The 18,229-nt window shown below is 74.8% G+C and carries 15 protein-coding genes; 8 read left to right on the top strand and 7 right to left on the bottom strand.

Annotated features, from left to right (window positions below; genetic code table 11):
• Positions 1–71: 71 nt before the first annotated feature.
• Positions 72–275 carry a cold-shock protein gene (locus tag ACIRO3_RS06985; protein WP_404133369.1) on the bottom strand — a complete coding sequence of 68 codons (204 nt, stop codon included), beginning with the start codon at positions 273–275 and terminating at the stop codon, positions 72–74.
• Between the two features lie 161 nt (positions 276–436).
• The gene (locus ACIRO3_RS06990) at positions 437–805 is read right to left on the bottom strand and encodes an HGxxPAAW family protein (protein ID WP_404133371.1); all 369 of its coding nucleotides are present in this window, start codon (positions 803–805) and stop codon (positions 437–439) included.
• A 104-nt stretch (positions 806–909) separates the two neighbouring features.
• On the opposite strand from ACIRO3_RS06990, the gene ACIRO3_RS06995 reads away from it, so the two are divergent.
• Both ACIRO3_RS06995 and ACIRO3_RS07000 read left to right on the top strand, forming a co-directional pair.
• The gene (locus ACIRO3_RS06995) at positions 910–1,404 is read left to right on the top strand and encodes a MarR family transcriptional regulator (protein WP_404133374.1); all 495 of its coding nucleotides are present in this window, start codon (positions 910–912) and stop codon (positions 1,402–1,404) included.
• Between the two features lie 287 nt (positions 1,405–1,691).
• Positions 1,692–3,068, top strand: coding sequence for a DEAD/DEAH box helicase (locus ACIRO3_RS07000; protein ID WP_404134102.1), 1,377 nt, complete (start codon positions 1,692–1,694; stop codon positions 3,066–3,068).
• Between the two features lie 80 nt (positions 3,069–3,148).
• On the opposite strand, the gene ACIRO3_RS07005 is transcribed toward ACIRO3_RS07000, so the two are convergent.
• From ACIRO3_RS07005 to ACIRO3_RS07020, 4 genes are all read right to left on the bottom strand, one after another.
• A complete protein-coding gene (locus ACIRO3_RS07005; RefSeq protein ID WP_361776010.1) occupies positions 3,149–3,667 on the bottom strand; it encodes a hypothetical protein in 519 nt (172 codons plus the stop codon).
• A gap of 76 nt (positions 3,668–3,743) precedes the next feature.
• Positions 3,744–4,406, bottom strand: a complete 663-nt coding sequence (locus ACIRO3_RS07010; RefSeq protein WP_365996637.1) for a GNAT family N-acetyltransferase — start codon at positions 4,404–4,406, stop codon at positions 3,744–3,746.
• Positions 4,407–4,542: 136 nt separating this feature from the next.
• Positions 4,543–5,073 (bottom strand): SRPBCC family protein, encoded by a 531-nt coding sequence (locus ACIRO3_RS07015; RefSeq protein ID WP_404133377.1) that lies wholly within the window; start codon positions 5,071–5,073, stop codon positions 4,543–4,545.
• A gap of 63 nt (positions 5,074–5,136) precedes the next feature.
• Complete coding sequence (locus tag ACIRO3_RS07020; RefSeq protein ID WP_404133380.1) at positions 5,137–6,144, bottom strand: NUDIX domain-containing protein; 1,008 nt, start codon at positions 6,142–6,144, stop codon at positions 5,137–5,139.
• A 220-nt stretch (positions 6,145–6,364) separates the two neighbouring features.
• Between ACIRO3_RS07020 and ACIRO3_RS07025 the strand changes: the two genes are divergently transcribed.
• The 3 genes from ACIRO3_RS07025 to ACIRO3_RS07035 all read left to right on the top strand — a co-directional run bounded on the left by ACIRO3_RS07025 (position 6,365) and on the right by ACIRO3_RS07035 (position 11,182).
• Entirely contained in the window at positions 6,365–8,107 is a 1,743-nt protein-coding gene (locus ACIRO3_RS07025; RefSeq protein WP_404133383.1) for a VanW family protein, read from the top strand.
• Positions 8,108–8,770: 663 nt separating this feature from the next.
• On the top strand, positions 8,771–10,255 hold the full coding sequence (locus ACIRO3_RS07030; RefSeq protein WP_404133385.1) for a hypothetical protein: 1,485 nt from the start codon (positions 8,771–8,773) through the stop codon (positions 10,253–10,255).
• Between the two features lie 270 nt (positions 10,256–10,525).
• Positions 10,526–11,182, top strand: coding sequence for an NAD(P)-dependent oxidoreductase (locus ACIRO3_RS07035; protein WP_404133388.1), 657 nt, complete (start codon positions 10,526–10,528; stop codon positions 11,180–11,182).
• A 135-nt stretch (positions 11,183–11,317) separates the two neighbouring features.
• Here ACIRO3_RS07035 and ACIRO3_RS07040 read toward each other — a convergent pair whose 3' ends face one another.
• A complete protein-coding gene (locus ACIRO3_RS07040; RefSeq protein WP_404133390.1) occupies positions 11,318–12,337 on the bottom strand; it encodes a helix-turn-helix transcriptional regulator in 1,020 nt (339 codons plus the stop codon).
• Between the two features lie 61 nt (positions 12,338–12,398).
• Here ACIRO3_RS07040 and ACIRO3_RS07045 point away from each other — a divergent pair, with 61 nt between their 5' ends.
• The 3 genes from ACIRO3_RS07045 (at position 12,399) to ACIRO3_RS07055 (ending at position 17,932) form a co-directional block, all read left to right on the top strand.
• On the top strand, positions 12,399–13,091 hold the full coding sequence (locus ACIRO3_RS07045; protein ID WP_404133393.1) for a TIGR03086 family metal-binding protein: 693 nt from the start codon (positions 12,399–12,401) through the stop codon (positions 13,089–13,091).
• Positions 13,092–13,250: 159 nt separating this feature from the next.
• On the top strand, positions 13,251–15,044 hold the full coding sequence (locus tag ACIRO3_RS07050) for an RNA ligase family protein (RefSeq protein WP_404133397.1): 1,794 nt from the start codon (positions 13,251–13,253) through the stop codon (positions 15,042–15,044).
• Entirely contained in the window at positions 15,044–17,932 is a 2,889-nt protein-coding gene (locus ACIRO3_RS07055; protein WP_404133400.1) for a poly(A) polymerase, read from the top strand. Before ACIRO3_RS07050 ends, ACIRO3_RS07055 begins: the two co-directional genes overlap by 1 nt.
• Positions 17,933–18,229: the final 297 nt, after the last annotated feature.

The raw sequence follows: 18,229 nt of genomic DNA on the forward strand, positions 1-18,229 counted from the left end.
CACACGCGTGAGCCCCGCCGGTGGGACCGGCGGGGCTCACGCTCACGGGCGGTCGGCCGCGTGAAGCGGTACTAGAGGGTGGTCACCTGCTCCGCCTGCGGACCCTTGGGGCCCTGGGTGACGTCGTACTCGACCTTCGCGCCCTCGGCCAGCTCCTTGAAGCCGGTCGTCTGGATGGCGGAGAAGTGCACGAACACGTCAGGACCGCCGTCGTCCTGCTGGATGAACCCGAACCCCTTCTCCGAGTTGAACCACTTCACGATGCCTCTTGCCATCAGTACTGATCCTTCACAACGTTCCACTCGGGCCGCACGTGCGGCCGTCTCGATAGTGCCCACCCGTCACCCTCGACACACTCCAGGCGCGGCCAACCGGGTCGGTTCGAACTTCTGGCCGGGTTGTCCGTGGCGTGAGTGAGCGACATCGGACCGGACGGTCAGGAGCGGCCGTCACCCGCTGACAGCGACACCACCGGTCGGGCCGCGAGGACGCTCGCGCCGGCCCGTCGGGGTCCGCCGGCCCGGCAGCCCAGGCAGTCGGCGTGACCGGTGCGTGCGGCGGTGTCGCGGACGCGCCAGTCCCACTCGGACTCGGGGCGGGGTCCGCTCGGTTTGCCCCAGCCGGCGAGGTGCAGGAGCCAGGTGACGACTCCCGCCACCGCGACCAGGGCGAGCCCCAGCCAGATCCCCGGGGCCCAGGCGGCGCAGAAGGCGGCGCCGGCTCCGGTGGTGCCCAGCAGGGCGAGGGTCGTGCCGGTCCAGCCGGCCACGGTGTGGCCCATGTCTACGTGGCCGTGGGCGCTCATGATTCTCCCGGGAAAGGGGCGGCAGTAGGCTCGGAACAGGATGACTTACCTCACAAAGTAAGCATCTCACGAGCTAAGTTACTTAGATGCTAAGGAGAAATCGCGTGCAGGGCAAGCCCCGCCCCGCGGCCTCGGCCGCGGAGGCGATCTCGCGCATGGACCGGTACGTCGCCCTCGGCGTGATCGGTCAACAGGAGGTGGCGCAGCTCCTCGGGATCAACGTGACCGACCTGACCTGCCTGGGCCACGTCCTGGGCGCCGGGGAGACCCCCCTGTCCGCCGGTGAACTGGCCGAACTGACGAACCTCACCACCGGCGCCGTCACCGGGGTGCTCAACCGCCTGGAACGGGCCGGTTACGCGCACCGGCGGCCCGATCCGGGTGACCGGCGCCGGGTCCGGGTGGTACCCGATCCGTCGGCGGCCGCCCGGATCTTCGCCGTGTACCAGCCCTTCTACGACCGTCTCAACTCGGTGTTCGCCGAGTACACCCCCGACGAGATCGCGGTGATCGCGGACTGGTTCGGGCGGGCGGCGGTGGAGGCCCGCGCCCATCTGGCCCAGGTCCGGTCCGGGGAACTGGGCCCGCTCAGCCCATAGGACCGGCTGGTAAAATGGGTGGGAAACGTGAAGCGCGGGCCCTTCGCCCGGTGCGGACGTGCACGACGAGCCGGGGCCCGTACCGAGGGGTACGGGCCCCGGCTCGTTGTCGTCCGCCCTCACGTTCCCCGCTCGCGTTGTGTTCTCTTCACGGAAGGTTCTGCATGAAGAACCCGTCGGCTCATGGGCGTTTCGGCATCAAGCCCGGCGCCAGGACAGGCAGCAAGTCCGGGGCCAAGGGCTCCGGCAAGGCCCCTCGGACCCTCGGTCCGCAGGGCGAGTTCTCGATGCCCCGGACCGTCAGCCCGGCGCTCCCGCCGGTGACGTCGTTCGCGGAGCTCGACCTGCCCGCCGAGCTGGTGAAGACGATGGCCGACCTGGACGTGCGCGAGCCGTTCCCGATCCAGGCCGCCACCCTCCCCAACTCCCTCGCCGGTCGGGACATCCTCGGGCGCGGCCGGACCGGGTCCGGCAAGACCCTCGCCTTCGGTCTGGCATTGCTGGCGCGCACGGCGGGACAGCGGGCCGACCCGAAGCGGCCGCTCGCGCTGATCCTCGTACCGACGCGCGAGCTGGCCCAGCAGGTGACCGAGGCCCTGGCCCCGTACGCCGAGGCCCTCGCGCTGCGGATGGCCACCGTCGTGGGCGGCCTGTCCATCGGCCGGCAGACCGGCACCCTGCGCACCGGCGCCGAGGTGGTCGTGGCGACGCCCGGACGCCTGAGCGACCTGATCGGACGCAAGGACGTGCACCTGGAGCGGGTGCGGATCACCGTCCTCGACGAGGCGGACCAGATGTGCGACCTGGGCTTCATGCCGCAGGTCACCGAGCTGCTGGACCAGGTGCACCACGCCGGCCAGCGGATGTTGTTCTCGGCCACCTTGGACCGCAACGTGGACCAGTTGGTGCGCCGCTACCTGAAGGACCCGGTCTCGCACTCGGTGGACCCCCAGTCGGCCTCGGTCGGCACGATGGACCACCACGTGCTGCACATCCACGCGGCCGACAAGGTCGCGGCCGCGACGGAGATCGCCGCGCGGGAGGGTCGGGTGCTGATGTTCCTCGACACCAAGCACGGCGTCGACCAGTTCGTGAAGCACCTGCGCGCCATGGGCGTACGGGCCGAGGGGCTGCACAGCGGGAAGTCCCAGCCGCAGCGCACCCGCACGCTGGGGCAGTTCAAGGACGGGCTGATCGGCGTACTCGTCGCGACCAACGTCGCCGCCCGCGGCATCCACATCGACGACCTCGACCTGGTCGTCAACGTGGATCCCCCGGCCGACAGCAAGGACTACCTGCACCGGGGCGGCCGGACGGCCCGTGCGGGCGAGTCCGGCAAGGTCGTCACCCTGGTCACGCCGAACCAACGGCGGGACATCGTGCGCCTGATGGCCGACGCGAAGATCCGCCCGACCATCACCCAGGTCCGCTCGGGCGAGGCCGCGCTCAGTCGGATCACCGGCGCGAAGGCTCCGTCCGGGGTACCGCTCGCCGGCGCGGCGCCGACCGACGCGAAGGGGCGGCCCAGCGGGACGGACCTCGGTTTCCGGGGCATCGGCACCCGCCCCGGGCGACCCGGGAAGGGCAAGGAGTCCCGTAAGACCGTCGAGGCCAGGCAGCAGGCCGAGGCCCGGCGCGCCGCACGGGTCCGCAAGGGTCTCTGACCCCGGACCCCGCCGAGCGGCGCCGACGAGCGACACCGACGTCGTCCCGGCCGACAGGCCACCGACCGGGACGACGCGGGTCAGCCCTCGGGGAGCCGGCGCAGGCGCTGGGCGGCGGCGTTGCGCACCCGGCGGGTACGGGCGGCCGAGGCGAGCAGATGGAGAGCCTCGTATGAGGTGAGCAGCGCGACGGCGGTCCGCTGGCACCAGTCGGAGGCGCCGGTGAGTTGCTGCGGTGACCAGGGCTCGCCGACGGTGATCGACTTCAGCAGGTTCCACTCGTGGAGCCTGCGCACGGGGAAGACCCGGCCGCGCAGCACGTCCTCCATGGCCCGCGCCCAGCCGGGGAACCGTTCGTCGTCCAGCAGCTTCACGGCCCTGCGGTCGAGGTGGGTGACCACCGCGCTCTCCGCGGTGACCGGGTCCCCGTCGCGCAGCACGGCGGCCACCACCCCGGCCTCGTCCGGCTGCCCGGCCGCGGCGGCCAGGGAGTCCAGGTGGCGGGTGTACGACCGGTACTCGGGCGCGGTCGACTCCTCGGCCGGGTCCGCCGGAGCGGCCTCCGGCGCCCGGTGCGGCTGGTTCTCGCTTCTCCCCATGACGTCCATTCCACACGACACCCGTGGCCCCCCGGGTCCCAGGGTGGCTTCCGGGGCCTGGAGCGCGGGTGGAGGATCAGCGGGCCGCACGGGCCGCTTCGGGGGCGAGGAGCAGCGCCTCGGCGCCGACCGGGCGGTATCCGGCGGCCTGGAAGGCGCGGATGCTGCGGGCGTTCCCGGCGGCCTGCTGGGACCAGACGGGGGCCCCGTCCGGGACCAGGTGCCGGGCGGCGGTCGCCAGGGCCCGACCGAGGCCCTTGTGGCGCACGTCCTCGTCCACCTCGATCGCCGCCTCCCAGCGGTCGGCGATCCCGCGCCCGAGGACGAGTACGCCGCCCTCCGCCGACCAGACCCGTATGTCGTGCCGTCGTCGCCGGGCCCGGACGACCCGGGGGTGATCCGGATCGGCGATCTCGGACAGCTCCAGTGGCGGCGGGCCGTCCAGCGGACCGGCGACGGTGAGCAGGTCGATGGTGTCGTGGCCGCGGCCGGTGCGGTCGAGGAAGGCGGCGAGGAAGCGCGGGTTCATGGTGGCGGCGAGGCCGTCGCAGGTGAGGGCGGCGAGGGTGGAGCGGACCCACTCCGGGTCCTCGTCGGTGAACACGACGGAGTGGGCGGTGAAGGCGAGGACGCCCGCGTCACGACCACGCTCCTGCGGGACGACGGTCGTACCGCCGTCGGGCGGCGGGAAGTGACCGTCGGCCGCCGCGTCGAGTATCCGCGTCAGGCTCGGACCCATGGTCGTGCTCGCTCTCCGGCCCGTCAGACCTGTTGGCAGAGGAAGGACTTGACGGAGATCATGTCAGGGGCTCCGCGGCCGGGTCGGGGCGGGTCGGGCGGCGTCGCCCCGGCCTTGCTCCGGTACCGGCGCCCAATCAGCGTTCGTGGGCCTCGTGCCCGCCGGCGCCCTGCCGGCCCTCGTGTCCCGGTTCGGGCAGCGGCGCCCCCGTCTCCAGCAGGGTCTTGAGGCTGGAGGCGAGCATCGGCCAGGCCCGCCCGCACATGCCGATGAGGGTGCCGCCCGGCGCGAAGCCCTCGTGGCGGATGGTCAGTCGCGCCAGGGTGTCCCCGACCGGCTCGATCTCGTACGTGACCTCCGTGCGCGGCTCGTCGGCCAACTCGGCCCGCAGCTCCTCCGCGACACCCGCGGAGGCGGCCCACTGCGGGGTGAAGGTGTGCCAGGTGTAGGAGAGCCGGCGGTTCGGTACGCACTCGAGGACCACCTGGGCCGGATCGCTGGTGCGGGCACCCCGCTCGACCCAGGCCATCGTCGAGCCCACCGCCCAGTCGGTCTCGAAGCTCAGGCCCCAGTAACGGCGGGTCAGGGCCGGCTCGGTGAGGGCCTGCCAGACCCGATCGGGGTCGGCCTGGATGTAGAGGGTGTAGGTGATCGCGCTGTCGCTCATGCCCCCATGCTGGGGGACCGCGCACCTCGGGGGCCGGATTTTCCCGAACTCGGGGCCGAACGGTCACCAGCGGATGCCCTCCGGGGGGAGTTCCGTGGGCGGGGTGCGCGGCGGGGCGGGCAGGCGCAGGTGGGTCCGGGCGGCGTGCACGGCGGCGAGTTCCTCGTGTCCGGCGGGCCCCCAGTCGTGGAGCTCGCGGACCTGTTCGGGCGTGGCCAGGAGCCGGGCGTACGCCGGGTCCCGGCTCGGGAGCACGGCCGTGAGGCGGGCCGCACCGCGGGCGTGGGCGCCCTGGTCGCCGTGGCGGTGGCCGATCGGGACCGGCCCCGCGGTGGGTTCGGCCGCGGGGCCCGGCAGGTGGGCGGCCCCGGTGGCCCGGGCGATCAGCAGCAGGACCCGGCCGTCCGGCGCGAACAGCCAACCCGCCCGGTCGGTCACCGGCAGTCCGGTGGGAACCGGGCCGGGGTGCCAGGTTCCGTGCTGCGGGGTCCGGCGGGTGCGCAGCACGCCGAGCCGGTCCAGCGCGGTGGGGGTGGTGGGACGGCCGGCCTCCAGCAGCGCGGGGCCGCCGCCGTTGACGCGGGCCCGCAGGGCGGACAGGGCGCGGCGGGCGTCGCCGGCGTCCATCAGGGTGGGCAAGTCGGCCGGTTCGGCGAATTCGATGCCGGTGATCTCCTGTGCCGGGAGGCGGACGGCCGCGATCCGGTCGTGGCTCCAGGTCCCGCCGTCGTAGACGTGGAGGATCTCGCCGGGGAAGCGCATCTCGGCGGGGAAACCGGGGGTGTCGGCGGGAATCCAGTCCACGGCGAGGCCCTGCGGATAGCTGCCCTCGACCCCGAGTTCCTCGCGCATCTCGCGCGCGGCCGCGGCCGCCGGCGATTCCCCGGCGTCGACCGCGCCGCCGGGCAGCAGTCGGTCGGGGCGGTAGTCGACGGTCTGGAGGAGGATCCGGCCGTCGGGGTCGGTGACGAGGACGACCGCCGCGGTCCAGAGCGTGGCGCGCGAGGCCCCGTACTCCGCGGGTGTCATCCAGGTACCCGCGCGTTCGGCGTCGTCGGTCAGCTGCGGCATTGGAACTCCGTTCACCGTGGGTGGACCCGCCGGTTGTGCAACAGCGGGCGCGGCTCCCGGGTTACGACGGGCCGACCTGGCGGATGGCGCGATTCCGCTTTACCTGATCCATACCTGCTTATTACCTGATTATGTCGATCTTGATAGCTTCCGTCGTGCGGACCGGCCGTGTGAAAGCCGCCGGTCCGACCACTTCACCGGATCGAGGAGACCAGCCGACATGCGACGCGCTTCCCGTACCGACACCGGAACGGCCGACGGGAAGCGGTGGACCCCCTCGGTCGTCGCGGGTGTCGCGGGCGGCGTCGCGGTGCTCGGCTTCGGCGGCCTGTACGTCGCCGGACTGCTCCTGACCGGAAACGACATCGCCGAGGGCACGAAGGTGCGCGGCGTCGACCTGGGCGGCATGAGCCGGGCCGAGGCCCGGCGGGCCCTGGACCGGGAACTCGGCCCGGACGCCGCGCCCCCGGTCGTCCTGCGCGTGGGGGACCGCTCGGAGCGGCTCGCCCCCGGGGCGCTCGGCCTGTCACTGGACACCGCCGCGACCGTCGACCGCGCGGCGCGCTCCGGCTCGGACCCGCTGACCGCGATCGGGCGCCTCTTCGCCTCCGGCGACCCCGACGTGCGGCCGGTGGTCGTCCTGGACGAGAAGAAGGCCCGCGCCGCCCTCGACGGAATGGGCGACAGGACCGGGCGCACGCCTCGCGAGGGAGCCGTCGTCTTCGAGAAGGGCAGGGCCAGGGCGGTGGACGCCGTCACGGGCATCGCGCTGGACCCCGACCGGTCCCTGGACGCGCTGCGCTCCGCGCATCCCCGGTCCGCCGGCGCGCCCCTGGAACTGCCCGTCCGCACGACCGAACCGCGGATCGGCCGACAGGAAACCGACCGCGCCCTCGCCCAGTTCGCGCGACCCGCGATGTCGGCGCCGGTCACCCTCGCCGTCGAGGGCCGGCGCGTGTCCGTGTCCCCGGTCCTCCTGGGCAGGCACCTGACGCTGAAGGACGACGGCCGGGGTCGGCTGACGCCCCGCCTGGACACGAAGGCGCTGCTCGCCGATCCGGCCCTCGGCGGTCCTCTGCGGCGGGCCACCCCGGGCCCCGTCGAGGCCAGGCTCCGCGTGGACGGCGGCCGGGTCACGGTCGCCAAGGACGGCAGACCGGGCCGGGAGGTCACCGAGGGGACGCTGGGCAAGGCCCTGTTGCCGCTGCTGACCGGGGTCGGGACCGCCGCCCGCACCGGCGAGGTCGCCACCGAGTCCGTCCGGCCGCGGCTCACGCGGGAGTCGGTGCGCGAACTCGGCATCACGCAGGAGGTCTCCTCCTTCACCGTGCCGTTCGAGCGGGCACCGTACCGGACCACGAACATAGGCCGGGCCGCCGAGCTGATCAACGGTTCGGTGGTGTTGCCCGACGAGACGTGGAGCTTCAACCGGCGGGTCGGCGAGCGCACGAAGGAGAACGGCTTCGTCGACGGCATCATGATCAACAACGGTGTGTACGAGAGGGCCGCGGGCGGCGGGGTCTCGGCCGTCGCCACCACCGTCTTCAACGCGATGTTCTTCGCGGGCGTCAAACCCCTCGAATACGGGGCGCACTCCTTCTACATCGAGCGCTACCCGGAGGGCCGGGAGGCCACGGTCGCCTGGGGCAGCCTGGACCTGCGCTTCGCCAACGACACGGGGCGGGCCCTGTACATCCTCGCGACGGCCACCGACACCTCGGTCACCGTCACCTTCCTCGGCACCGCGAAGTACGACGAGATCAAGGCCGTCAAGGGCCCGCGCACCAACGTCAAGGCGCCAGCCTCCCGCACCGGCGGCGGCCCCAAGTGCGAGACCCAGTCGCCGCTGGAAGGTTTCGACGTGGCCGTCGACCGGATCTTCGTGAAGGGCGGCCGGGAGGTCAGGCGCGAGACGATGAAGACCCGCTACACGCCGCGCGACGCCGTGACCTGCACGACGTGAGCGGCCTCCACCGACGCGCACGGCCCGCTCACCCGTCCGTGTGACGGCGGGCGCGGGACCGGGGGCGGGTACGGCAGGGTGGGCGGATGCAGCCGCGCCGGATTCAGCCCCTGCCCCTGGCCCTCGTCGTGCTCGCGCTCACGCTGACCACCGGGTGCGTGACGGTACGGCCGACGGGAACCCCCGGGGCGCCCCCTTCGGCGTCCGCCACGACCCCGGCTCCCCCACAACGCGTCGTGGAGGTATGGCCGTTGAGGGCCGCTCCTGTCCCGCCCGAGCCGGCCGCGCCCGCCGACCCGGCACCGGACGCCGTCGATCCGCCCGCGCGGCCGGCCGGGCCCGGGCGGGCGGCGCCCCGGCGCCCGCTTCCCGGCCCGGCGGCCCCGGCGCGCCGCGCGGGGCGGGCGCCGCGGCACGCCGCACCCGCCCGGCCGGCGCACCACGCACCCGCCGCCAAGCCCCGCGGGCGGGAGGCCGTGCGGCCCGGGGCCCGGCCGGCGCCGGGGCGCTCGTACGACATGGCTGCGCTCTGCGCGGCGGCCAAGGGGACGGTGTCGCCGTCCATCGTGGCCCTGTGCCGGTGAGGACCCGGCGAGCACATAGCCTCGGACGACCACGCCGGGCACCGGGGCCGGCGGGCGGACGACACGGGGAGTGTGGGGCATGACCGACTCGGCAGCGGTGGTCGGCGCGTTGCGGGAACTGGCGCGGGAGCGCTCGGGCGAGGTGGAACTCCTCGACGGGTTCACCGACTCCGAACTGGACTCCTGGGCGGTGGAGGTCCCCGAGGCGCTGCGGATCGTACTGCGGGAGATCGGCGGGGTGCGGACCGAGGAGAGCGAGTTCGTCTTCGGGCCGCGCGGTCGGCAGGTGTTCGCCGACGGCCACTGGACGCTGGGGGACCTGGACTACGGCGAGGGTTCGCTGATCGTCGGGGCCGGGACCGGCGACTGGGGCCCGGTGCTGGCCGTGTTCCCGTACCGGGCCGACGACCCGGAGATCACCGTCGAGGCAACGGAGTTCGTGCGGTGGCTGGCCGGCTTCGCCGAGCGGCTCGCGGGGGACGGCGAGCGGCCCGCACCGAAGGTGTTCGTGCAGGCCGTCCCCAGCGTCGGGGTGGCGGAGGGCCCCGACACCGAACTCGCCGCCCTCGTCGGGCGCGGGGACCCGCTCACCGACCTGGTCGACCTGCGGGCCCTGCCCGAGTACCCGTGCGGAGTGGGATGGGAGCCGTACTTCTCCACCCTCCACGGCACCGCCGACACCAGCGGCAGCGAGGTGCTGTTCCGGCTGGTGGGCGACGGCCGGGCACTGCTCCTGCGCAGCGTGGTCAGCGGGGACTTCCTCGGCCGACCGGTGCGACGGCACGCGACGCCCGAGGACGCCCCGCACCGCGCGGTCGCCGAACTGCGCTCCCTGGCGGGCGAGTTCCCCTCGTACGTCGTCCTCGAACCGGGCAGCTCGGACTCCGTCATGGACGGCTGGCCCGTGCCAGTACCCGAGGACGTCCGGATCGTGCTCCGCGAGATCGGCTCGGTGGCCGTCGCCGGCCTGCCCACGCTGTGGCTGCGGCCGGACGGCGGCGCCGACCTCGACGTGGATCCCGAACTCCACCGGATGCTGGGCGGCGACGGAACGTACCAGCCGCTGGCCGGCGTGCGGTACGGGCGGGGCAGCGCCCTCGTCCAGATCCGGATCGACCCCGCGACCGGGCAGTGGGGGTACGCGGTCTCCGTGCCCGCCGATCCGGCCGCGCTCCGGAAGCATCCCGAGGTGAAACTCCTCGCGGCATCGCCCGCCGACCTGCTGCTGGGACTCGTCCGGCGGGTGCGCCGGGCCGCCGCCGGGCCGGACTTCGCCGCGCGGATCGCCGGCGTCACGCAGTGGCTGTTCCCCAACACCGGCGAACCGTGGCCGCGTCCGACCCCGGTCTCCGCGTGGGCGGGCTCGGCGGATCCGCTGCTCGCGGCGGCCGTGGCGGAGCTGCCGGACGGGGCGTACGCCGCCGACCTGCGGGAGGTTCCGCTGCCGAGCGACCTGTGCTTCCACCGGGCCCGCGAGTGGCCGTACTCGGCCAGGCTGGACCGGCTGCACTTCCCGGCGGGCGGACGGCTGGCGGCGGCAGTACCGGTCCCGGTCCCGGGCTGACCCGTACCGGTCCCGGGTCGCACACGCGCCGTTCGGCCGAGGCCGGTTCGGGTGTGCGGGTACGGGCGTGGGGGTACGAGCGAGGTCGGTACGGGCGGGTCGGTACGGGCGGGTCGGCATGGACGCGGTCGGTACGGGCGGGCGTCGTGTCACCCCGTCGGCGGCGTGTCATCCGACTGGCTCCGGCCCGGCTTCCGAGCCGGGCCGTACGGGTTCGGTTTCATGGGCGGGGCGGGCCCGCACGGGGCCCCCGGAACCAAGGGAGCGGGCATGGCCAGGATCGCCCTGTTCGGCGCGACCGGCACCATCGGCGGTCGGGTGCTGCACGAGGCACTCGACCGCGGCCACCAGGTCACCGCCGTCGTACGGGAGCCGGAGCGGCTCCCCGACCCGGACGGCGCGTCGGTGGCGCGCGGCGATGTCCTCGACCCGTCGTCGGTGGCCGAGGCGGCCGAGGGACACGACGTGGTGGTAAGTGCCTTCGGACCGGGCTCCGGGGACGCGGGAACCCTCGTGGCGGCCGCGAAGTCCCTGATCGGCGGCGTGCAGACGCTGGGCACCGGCGAAACGTCCCGGCCCCGGCTGATCACGGTCGGCGGGGCGGGCTCGCTGCGCACCGCCGACGGCCGGCAGGTATGGGATCAGGAAGACGTCCCGGATCCTGTCCTGGCGGTCATGCGCGCCCACGGCGAAGCCCTCGACTTCCTGCTCACCGTGCCGGTGGAGGAGGTCCACTGGACCAGCCTCAGTCCGGCCGCGCTGATCGCGCCGGGCGAGCGCACCGGGACGTACCGGTTGGGGCTCGACGACCTGATCGTGGACGCCGACGGGCTGAGCCGGATCTCCACGGAGGACTACGCGGTCGCCCTCGTGGACGAGGTCGAGCGGGACGCGCACGCGGGCCGCCGGTTCACGATCGGGTACTGAGCGCGGGCGGGGGGCGGGGCGTCGGTTGCCGGGCACGGCGTCCGCGCGCGGGCTCGGGTGCGTGGGGTTCGCTTGGCCTGGGGCTCGGGTGGCGTGGGGTTCGCGTGGCGTGGGGTTCGCGTGGTGCGGGGCCGGTCAGTGGACGCGCCGCCCCGGGGGCCTGGCGTCCTCGTCGTCGGCCTCGGCGCCGTCGGCCGCCGGGAGTCGTGCGTCGTCGCCGTAGAGCCCGGTGAGTTCGGCGCCGGTCCGGGCGAGCAGGCGCCGTACCTCCGGCGGTTCCAGCACTTCCACCCGTCCGCCGAGGCCGGCCAGGCTCGCGGCGATGGCCCGGTGCGCCGGGCCGTCGACCCACACCTCGGTCCAGCCGTCGGGCAGCGGTTCGCCGACCCGCAGTCGGCCGCCGAGCAGTCGGCCGAGCAGGGGCAGGACGGACGGTTCGACACGGGCCCGGGCCGTGGCCGCGTACATCCCGCCCTCGATCGTCTCCGCGAGCGCGCGCCACGCCGTGGCCAGGTCGAAGTCCGGCGGCCGGACGACCCGCTCACCCGTCGGCTCGACGGAGACGACCCGGCTGAGCCGGAAGGTGCGCAGGCCCCGCTCCGTACCGGCCACCAGGTACTCCGCGCCCGCCTTGGAGACGAGTCCGAGCGGCTCGACCTCGCGCACTCCCGCCGGCTTGCCGACTCCCTCGTATCCGAGGCGGACCCGGATCCCGTCCACGACGGCGCTCTGGAGCGCGGTGCGGTGCGTGGCGTCCGTCGTGGCGGGATTGCGGGACCAGTCGGTGGTGTCCGTGACGCCGGCGCGCGAGGCGGCCTCGGCGTCCGCGCGCAGTGTGGCGGGCAGCGCCCGGACCAACTTGCGCAGCATCGTACGGAGTTCGGGGGTGACGGCGAGGGGGCCGGTGGCGAGGAACAGGGCCCGGGTCTCGTCGGCGGTGAGTCCGGTGAGGTTGGTGCGGGCACCGCCCACCAGCGACCAGCCGCCGCCGCGACCGCGCTGCGAGTAGACGGGCACGCCGGACGCGGCCAGCGCCTCCAGGTCCCGGCGGGCGGTGCGCTCGGAGGTCTCCAGTTCCTCGGCCACCTCGGCGACGGTGACGCGACCGCGCTCTTGGAGGAACAGCAGGGTCGCCACCAGACGGTCAGCCTTCATGGGTTCATCCTGCCCGAGAAAGAGGCCACAAGATGGCCACTTTGGCGACCAGGATGCGTGCATGACCTCACACACCACCTCGTTCCAGCAGGCTTCCTCCTCTGACGCCGCCGCCGTCGACACTGACGCCACCGCCGTCACCGGCGCCGCCGACACCGGCGCCTCCCCGGCCACCGCCGCCGACGCCCTCGACCCGCGCGACGATCTCGCGACGGCCATCGCCCTCGCCGGACGCACCCTCGCGGCCGTCCGCCCCGACCAGTACGACGCCCCCACCCCCTGCGAGGACTTCGACGTCCGGCGGCTGTCGAGCCACCTCGTCGCCGTCCTGCGCCGGATCGCGGTGATCGGGCGCGGCGAGGACCCCTTCAGCGTGCCGTCCTTCGCCGACGAACTCGCCGACGGGGCGTGGGCCGACGCCTGGGGGGCCGCCGCCCGCGAAGCCGCCGAGGTATGGGCCGACCCGGGGATCCTGGCGCGTGAACTCCGGCTTCCCGTCGGCCGGTTGCCGGGAGCGGCCGGCGCGCTCATGTACAGCCACGAGCTCACCGTCCACACCTGGGACCTGGCGCGCGCGACCGGGCAGCGACCGGAGTGGGACACGGACCTGGCCGAACGCGCGCTCGCGCTCGTGCGGCGGGTCCTGCCGGCCGAGGCGCGCGGCGGTCCGATCCCCTTCGGTCCGGTGACGGACGTGGCCGCCGACGCTCCCGTCATCGACCGGCTCGTGGCGTGGGCGGGCCGCCGCCCCTGACCGGCCGGCTCCGAGCCCCGGAAACGGGGCCGGGGAGCAGGGGGTCGAGTGCCCCGCCGGTGCGGGCGGCGCCTCGCTCACCTGGGGAAATCGGGTGGATCCAGCCGCCCGCGTCTCTCTAGAGTGACGGGGCACCACGTCGTCGAGCAGGAGCGGATCATGCGCACGCACTACCCCCGAACCGCGCATCTTCCCTGGTCCCCCGGGGCGAGCGCGGACGATGTACGCACCTCCGGGCTCTCGGCGCTGGCCGGACGCGAGGTGGTGGTCACCGAGAAGCTCGACGGGGAGAACACCACCCTGTACGCGGACGGGTCGCACGCGCGCTCGCTCGACTCGGGGCACCATCCGTCCCGGGCGTGGGTGAAGGCGCTGCAGGGCCGGATCGGGGCCGGCATCCCGGCGGGTTGGCGGGTGTGCGGCGAGAACCTGTACGCGCGGCACTCGCTCGCCTACGAGGACCTGGACAGTTGGTTCTACGGGTTCTCGGTGTGGGACGGCGATTCCTGCCTGGACTGGGACCGTACCGTGCGGTTCCTGCACGGGATCGGTGTGCCCCGCCCGAGGGTGCTGTGGCGCGGGGTCTTCGACGAACGGGCGCTGCGCGGGCTGCGGCTCGACACGGCCCGCCAGGAGGGGTACGTCGCCCGCACGGTGGACGGGTTCGCGCGCGCCGACTTCGGGCGGTACGTGGCCAAGTGGGTCCGCGGCGGCCATGTGCGGACCGATGCGCACTGGATGTACGCGCGGGTCGTCCCGAACGGACTCGGGCCCCGGGCCCCGCTGTGGGCGGTCCGGTCCGGCTCCGAACCGGACCTGGCCGGGCTGTTGGACGCCGTCGGGGCGGGGCCGACGGCACCCGACACGACGGCGCCCGGCGCGACGACGACCGGCACGGCGATGACGTCCGGCGCGCCGACGGAGGAGGTCGTCGCGGACGTGACCGCCCGCCTGGACGGGGCCGGGCGCACCGGCGAGGCGCGGTTGGCCGGGGTGCTGGCCGCCGCGCTGCGCGGTGCGCGGCGGGCGACTCTCGGGGCGCGGCTCGCGGCCGGGCCGCTCGGGATGGCGACGGCCCGCCGGGTCGCGGACCTGGTCGGGCTGTACCCGGCGCTGCAACGGCCGTTCCCGGACGAGGAACGACGGGCCGGGCTGGTCCGACTGGCCGCCGCGGCCGACCCGGGGGTGCTGCACGCGCTGGCCGGGGCCACGGCGGACGGGGCTGCCCGGGAGTGGGTGGAATGGTCCGCGCTGTACGCCGAGGAGGCGGGATTGCTCGGGCCGGATCCCCTGGGGGCGTTGCGTGCGGGGCTGCGGGACGGCGTGGCCGGGTTGGATCCGGACGCGGCGGACCGCTGCTGGGCCGAGGCGCGGGAGGCGTTCGCGCTGGGGAAGGCACACACCGCCGAGGAGGCGGTGGCGGCGACCTGGCGGTGGCGCGACGGGGCGTTCCCGAGGCTGGTCCAGTTGTGCGGGCCCTCGGGCAGCGGCAAGAGCACCTTCGCCGGGTCGCTGCCCGGCGTGAGCGAGTACGTGAGCCTCGACGACCTGCGGACCGCCCGGGGTTCGCGCGGCGACCAGAAGGACAACGCGGACGTGCTCCGCGAGGGCCTCGACCGGCTGAGCCTGGCCCTGGCGGCCGCCACCCGTGCCGGTGGCACGGTGGTGTGGGACGCGACCTGCCTCAACGAGCGGCAGCGCGGCTTGGCGGGGGCCGTCGCGCGTCGCCGGAACGCACTGGTCACCCATGCGGTGGTCTGGGTCGAGGAGGCGGAGCTGGTCCGGCGCAACACGGTCCGACCGCACCCGGTTCCGGCGGCGGTCCTGGAGTCGCAACTGCGGCGGTTCGATCCGCCGTATCCGGGCCGAGCGCACCGGACCTGGTACATCGGCGCGGGCGGCACGGTCGAGGACTCGGCGGGCGGCGTCGGACAACGGGACGGGGACCTCTGATGCGTACCAGCGAGGAGCTCTACCACCAGGTCCGGTGGGACCCTCGGTTCGATCCGGCGCGGTTCACCCTCGGGTTGCTCCAACGCGGGGCCGCCCCCGAACGGGTGCCCCTGCCGTCGTTCGTGCCGGGCGGCGACATCCCCTGGCACCGGGTGCTGTTCGTCGAGGCGGACGGCGAGTTGGTGTGGGACCGGGCCACCGGCGTGGACGTGATCGACGGCACGCGGGCCGGTCGGATCGAGGAACCGCGGCTGCTGGACGCGCCGTTCTTCACCGCGCGGATCCCGCACGCCTGGGACCCGGCGGGCGAGGGAGCCTGGCGGCCGGCCGAACCGGCCACCGGTCCCCTGCCCGTGAGCGCCGTCCGGCTGTTGACGTGGAACACGCTGTGGGACCGGTACGACGGGCCCCGCATCGCCACCGCCCTGCGCAGGCCGATGCTCCTCTCCGACCTGGCTGGGGCCGACGCGGACGTGATCGCGCTCCAGGAGGTCGAGCCGGCGCTCCTGACGATGCTGCTCGCGCAGCCGTGGGTACGGGAGCGGTACACGGTGGCCGCCGACCCGCGCGGCCGGGACGTCGCCGAGTGCGGGCTGTTGATCCTCAGCCGGTTGCCGGTGCGCGAGGCGGGCCTGCACGTGCTGCGCCCGCACAAGGCCGTGCTCGCCGTGACGGTGGACACCGCGGCCGGCCCCCTGGTGGTGGCCAACACCCATCTGACGAGTGACCACAGCGAAGACGGGGCGGACTGGCGGAGGGACGAACTGGCTTCCCTCGCCCATGGCTTGTGCTCCATCGACGCCTCGATCGCCCTCGTCGGCGACTTCAACGACGGCCGGGTCGGGGCCGAGGGGCCGGCGGCCGCGCTGGGACTGCGGGACGCGTGGACCGAGGTGCACGGGGCGGCGGACGACACGCCGACCTTCGATCCGGCGGTGAACCCGCTGGCGGCGGTGGGCTCGCTTTCGGGACGGGCGGCGCGACTGGACCGGATCCTGCTGCGGTCACCGGGCGTGGTGCGCTCCGCGGCGCTGCGGGGCGACGTCCCGGGCCCGGACGGGCTGTTCGTCTCGGACCACTTCGGGGTGGAGGCCGCGGTGGGGTTCGACGCACCGGACGAGGGGCCCGCGCGTCTCGACGTGGCGGCGACGGCGCGCACCGCGGTGGCCTGGCTCCCGCCGGCCGACCCGGTCGTCGAGGGCCTTCGGCGCGCCCACGATCCCCAGGTGGACCGCTGGCCGGCGCACGTGAACCTGCTCTTCGGCTTCGTGCCGGAGGCGGCGTTCGAGGCGGCGCTGCCGCTGTTGGCGCACGCTGCGGCGGGCACGGCCCCGTTCACGGCCCGGCTGGAGGGCGTACACGATTTCGGACACCGGGAGGATTCCACGGTGTGGCTGGACCCGGCCGCGGGCGGCTCGGCGCCGTGGCAGGAGCTCCGGCAGGCGCTGGCCGCACGGTTCCCCGGGTGCCGGGGACGCGCCGAGGGCTACACCCCGCACCTGACGCTGGGACGCTGCGGCGACCCGCGGCGGGCGGTGGCGGAGTTCGGCGCGCGGCTCGGCGGGGCGCGCCGGGCCCGGGTCGGCTCGCTCGCCGTGCTGTCGCGGCGCGGGGACGGCCCGATGGAGGTCCGGGCGACGGTGGAGTTGGGGACGGGCGACATCAGGTGGGTAGCGGAGACCGGCCCGCCGTCGCAGTCGTCGGCCGGGCGGGGCCGCCCGGACCCCGGGTCGGTCCTCGACCGGGTCGCGCGGGCGTTGGGCGAGGGCGTGGTGCACGTGGCGGGGTCCCGCCGGATGGGCTGCGCGTTGCCGGACGCGGATCTGGATCTGGTGGCGGCGGTGGCGGGCGAGGTGCCGATCGAGGAGGTACGGGATCGGGTGGCGGCGGCGCTGCCGGAGGCCGAGCGGCTGCGGACGGTGGCGGGGGCGCGGGTGCCGGGACTGCGGTTCCGGGTGGCCGGGCTGGACGTGGACCTGGTGGTGGTCTCCACCGGCGCCGTGGAGCCGGCGCGGGCCGTGGCCGGGCGGGCGGAGCTGGGCGAGGCGGCGCGGATCTCGCTGAGCGCGGTCGCCGACGCGGACGCGGTACGGGACTTCGTGGGCCCGGAGCACGCCGCCTTCGCGGGGCTGGCCCGCGAGGTGAAGGCCTGGGCGCGGGCGCGGGGTGTGGACTCGGCCCCCTTCGGCGGGCTGCCGGGCCTGGCCTGGTCGGTGCTGGCGGCGCGGACGGTACGCGAGGCGTCCGACCTGGCTCCCGCGGCGCTGCTGCGGGAGTTCTTCGGGACCTGGGCGGCCTGGGACTGGCGCGAGCCGGTGTCCCTGGGGCCGACGGGCTCCGCGGCGGAGCGGCCGGCGGGGCCGGAGCGCGGGTCGGGGTTCTCGTCCGGGTCGGGGCACGGACCGGACGGGGACGACCGTGACCCCACGGTGCTCACCCCGTCCGAGCCGGTCCGCAGCTGCACGACCCAGGTGGGACCGGGCATGCGCGACCTGCTGGTCCGGGAGCTGTACGCGGCCTGGGAGGCGTTGGAGTCCGGCGCGGACGGTCCGCTCGCCGCGGCCGGACCGCCCCCGCACCGACGGCACGCCGCCTGGGCGGTGGTCACCGTACGGGGCGGCGCCGGGGAGTTCGAGGACCGGCTGGGCCGTATGCGGGGCCGGTTGCGTTCGCTGCTCGGCGCGCTGGAGGAGGGCGGTGTCGGGGACGCTCACGCCTGGCCCCGTCCGTTCGAGACGAACGGCACGCTGGCCCGCTGGGCGATCGGGCTCGGGTCGAACCCGCCGGCCGCGGCCGACCTGTCCTCGCTCGTCGCCCGCTGGACCGCGGGCCTGCCGGGGGTCACGGTCGAGTGGGTGGAGGGCGGAGCGGTTCCGACCCTGGCCTGAGGCTCCCGTCCTCGCCCGCTCGGCGGTGACAAGTAACGAACGCACGGACATGAACATCTCCTTGTCGGCCTCACTGTCCGAACGTGGTCGGTCGACCGCTCCGTCCCGCCCGCCCCGCGCGGCGGGCTCGGCGGGCGGGACGGAACGGAGCGGTCAGGAGCCTCAGTAGAGTGCGGCCGGCTTTTTTCGTCAACACTTTTCACAAGGATTGAAGAAACCCCAAGTTCACAGGCTTGAAGCGCAATTGACACCTCGTTGGATCTTCAGTTCATGAACGCTCACCCCCTTGACGCCTCC

Source organism: Streptomyces sp. NPDC102278 (genome assembly GCF_044766345.1).
In the GTDB taxonomy this organism is placed as follows: domain Bacteria; phylum Actinomycetota; class Actinomycetes; order Streptomycetales; family Streptomycetaceae; genus Streptomyces.

Excerpts from the sequence above, each read along its gene's own strand:
- ACIRO3_RS07030 (WP_404133385.1), top strand. The coding sequence starts at position 8,771 with ATGACCGACTCGGCAGCGGTGGTCGGCGCGTTGCGGGAACTGGCGCGG.
- ACIRO3_RS07005 (WP_361776010.1), bottom strand. The coding sequence starts at position 3,667 with ATGGGGAGAAGCGAGAACCAGCCGCACCGGGCGCCGGAGGCCGCTCCG.
- ACIRO3_RS07040 (WP_404133390.1), bottom strand. The coding sequence starts at position 12,337 with ATGAAGGCTGACCGTCTGGTGGCGACCCTGCTGTTCCTCCAAGAGCGC.
- ACIRO3_RS07000 (WP_404134102.1), top strand. The coding sequence starts at position 1,692 with ATGCCCCGGACCGTCAGCCCGGCGCTCCCGCCGGTGACGTCGTTCGCG.
- ACIRO3_RS07050 (WP_404133397.1), top strand. The coding sequence starts at position 13,251 with ATGCGCACGCACTACCCCCGAACCGCGCATCTTCCCTGGTCCCCCGGG.
- ACIRO3_RS06985 (WP_404133369.1), bottom strand. The coding sequence starts at position 275 with ATGGCAAGAGGCATCGTGAAGTGGTTCAACTCGGAGAAGGGGTTCGGG.
- ACIRO3_RS07055 (WP_404133400.1), top strand. The coding sequence starts at position 15,044 with ATGCGTACCAGCGAGGAGCTCTACCACCAGGTCCGGTGGGACCCTCGG.
- ACIRO3_RS06990 (WP_404133371.1), bottom strand. The coding sequence starts at position 805 with ATGAGCGCCCACGGCCACGTAGACATGGGCCACACCGTGGCCGGCTGG.
- ACIRO3_RS07025 (WP_404133383.1), top strand. The coding sequence starts at position 6,365 with ATGCGACGCGCTTCCCGTACCGACACCGGAACGGCCGACGGGAAGCGG.
- ACIRO3_RS07020 (WP_404133380.1), bottom strand. The coding sequence starts at position 6,144 with ATGCCGCAGCTGACCGACGACGCCGAACGCGCGGGTACCTGGATGACA.
- ACIRO3_RS07045 (WP_404133393.1), top strand. The coding sequence starts at position 12,399 with ATGACCTCACACACCACCTCGTTCCAGCAGGCTTCCTCCTCTGACGCC.
- ACIRO3_RS07015 (WP_404133377.1), bottom strand. The coding sequence starts at position 5,073 with ATGAGCGACAGCGCGATCACCTACACCCTCTACATCCAGGCCGACCCC.
- ACIRO3_RS07035 (WP_404133388.1), top strand. The coding sequence starts at position 10,526 with ATGGCCAGGATCGCCCTGTTCGGCGCGACCGGCACCATCGGCGGTCGG.
- ACIRO3_RS07010 (WP_365996637.1), bottom strand. The coding sequence starts at position 4,406 with ATGGGTCCGAGCCTGACGCGGATACTCGACGCGGCGGCCGACGGTCAC.